2 protein-coding genes are annotated in these 2,388 nt (G+C 63.8%); both read left to right on the top strand.

What is annotated here, in order from left to right:
- Window positions 1-1,948 (top strand): Tex family protein (locus OC610_RS25730; protein WP_264431842.1); only part of this gene is annotated, 1,948 nt, incomplete at its 5' end.
- Window positions 1,948-2,331 carry a PaaI family thioesterase gene (locus OC610_RS25725; protein WP_264431841.1) on the top strand — a complete coding sequence of 128 codons (384 nt, stop codon included), beginning with the start codon at window positions 1,948-1,950 and terminating at the stop codon, window positions 2,329-2,331. The genes OC610_RS25730 and OC610_RS25725, both read left to right, overlap by 1 nt.
- The last annotated feature ends 57 nt before the right edge of the window (window positions 2,332-2,388 follow it).

Raw genomic sequence — 2,388 nt, 5'->3', positions numbered from 1 at the left:
CGGCCTGTTCAACGATCCGAACCTGGCCCCCGAAATCGAAGCCGCGCGCTTTATCGATGCGGAAAAAGGCGTGGCGGATGTGAAAGCCGCGCTGGAAGGCGCCAAGTACATCCTCATGGAGCGTTTCGCCGAAGACGCCAACCTGTTGGAGAAGCTGCGCAATTTCCTCAAGCAGGAAGCCACTCTCAGCGCCCGCGTCATCGCCGGCAAGGAAGAGGAAGGCGCCAAGTTCCGCGACTATTTCGAGCACGACGAACCGCTCAAGAGCATGCCATCCCACCGTGCCCTGGCGATTTTCCGTGGCCGTAACGAAGGCATTCTCAGTTCCGCGCTGAAGGTCGGCGAAGAACTGCCCGGCACCATGCACCCGTGCGAAGGCATGATCGGCCAGCAGTTCGGCATCCAGAACCAGAACCGCGCCGCCGATAAATGGCTGGCCGAAGTGGTGCGCTGGACCTGGAAGGTCAAGCTCTATACCCACCTGGAAACCGACTTGCTGGGCGAGCTGCGCGACAACGCCGAGACCGAGGCGATCAACGTGTTCGCCCACAACCTGCACGACCTGCTGCTAGCCGCACCGGCCGGCCCGCGCGCCACCCTGGGCCTCGACCCGGGCCTGCGCACCGGTTGCAAGGTGGCGGTGGTGGACTCGACCGGCAAACTGCTGGACCACGCCACGGTCTACCCGCACGTGCCGCACAACAAATGGGACCAGACCATTGCCGTGCTCGCCGCCCTGTGCGCCAAGCATTCGGTGGACCTGATCGCCATCGGCAACGGCACCGCCAGCCGCGAGACCGACAAGCTGGCCGCCGAGCTGATCAAGAAATACCCGGCCATGAAAATGACCAAGGTCATGGTCTCCGAGGCCGGTGCTTCGGTTTATTCGGCGTCGGAACTGGCTTCCAAGGAATTCCCGGACCTGGACGTGTCGATCCGCGGTGCGGTGTCGATCGCCCGTCGCCTGCAGGATCCGTTGGCGGAGCTGGTGAAGATCGATCCGAAATCCATCGGCGTCGGCCAATACCAGCACGACGTTTCCCAACTGAAACTGGCCCGTGGCCTGGACGCCGTGGTGGAAGATTGCGTGAACGCCGTGGGCGTGGACGTGAACACCGCTTCGGTGGCGCTGCTGGCGCGAATCTCCGGCCTGAACGCCACGCTGGCGCAGAACATCGTCACCCACCGTGACGAACACGGTGCATTCAAGACCCGCGCCGCGCTGAAGAAAGTCCCGCGCCTGGGTGAAAAAACCTTCGAACAGGCCGCCGGTTTCCTGCGCGTCATGAACGGCGACAACCCGCTGGATTCCTCCGCGGTCCACCCGGAAGCCTATCCGCTGGTGCAACGCATCGCCGCCCAGACCGACCGCGACATCCGCTCGCTGATTGGCGACGCCGCGTTCCTCAAGCGCCTGGACCCGAAGAAGTTCACCGACGAAACCTTCGGCCTGCCCACCGTCACCGACATCCTGCAAGAGCTGGAGAAACCGGGCCGCGACCCACGTCCGGAGTTCAAGACCGCTGAATTCCAGGAAGGTGTCGAAGACCTCAAGGACCTGCAACCGGGCATGATCCTCGAAGGCGTGGTGACCAACGTGACCAACTTCGGCGCGTTCGTCGACATCGGCGTGCACCAGGACGGTCTGGTCCACATCTCGGCACTGTCGGAAAAATTCATCAAGGACCCGCGCGAAGCCGTGAAGGCCGGTGATGTGGTGAAAGTGAAGGTCATGGAAGTCGACATCCCGCGCAAACGCGTTGGCCTGTCGATGCGCATGAGCGACACGCCGGGCGAGAAGGTCGACGGTGCCCGCGGTGCTCGCCCAGGCGCCGCGCCACGCCAGTCGCAGAACACCGCACCGCGCAAGGAGACCACCACGGCAGCCCCGGCCAACAACGCCATGGCCTCGCTGTTCGCCAACGCCAAGCAGTTGAAGAAACGCTGATGGACGCGCCAGCCGGGTTGGTGGAGAGCGCGTTTTTCAAGCTGCTCGGCTGCCGCCTGCACAGCCTCGGGAACGGGGTGGCGCAAGTCGCCCTGGGTCTCGAACCCGAGTTGCGCAATCGTGGCGGCAAGCTGCACGGCGGTGCGCTGTTCAGCCTGGTGGACATCGCCATGGGCCTGGCTTGCTCCAGTGTCCATGGCTTCGATCAGCAGAGCGCGACCATCGAGTGCAAGATCAACTACATCCGCGCCGTGTCCGACGGCGAGGTGTTGTGCACCGCCCGGGTCATCCACCCGGGCCGGCGCACGCTGGTGGTGGAGGCCGAGGTGATGCAGGGCGACAAGCTGGTCGCAAAAGCGCAAGGCACGTTCGCTGTCCTATAGCTCCCTGTCATCGATTTGGGGTAATTTCGACGCCATGAATGCGGTGTCGGGCTTTCC

Source organism: Pseudomonas agronomica, from assembly GCF_025917275.1.
Classification (GTDB): domain Bacteria; phylum Pseudomonadota; class Gammaproteobacteria; order Pseudomonadales; family Pseudomonadaceae; genus Aquipseudomonas; species Aquipseudomonas agronomica.
This window is presented reverse-complemented; position numbering and strand designations above follow the sequence as displayed.

Bases quoted from the DNA above. Each gene is read 5' to 3' on its own strand.
- OC610_RS25725 (WP_264431841.1), top strand. From the start codon at position 1,948: ATGGACGCGCCAGCCGGGTTGGTGGAGAGCGCGTTTTTCAAGCTGCTC.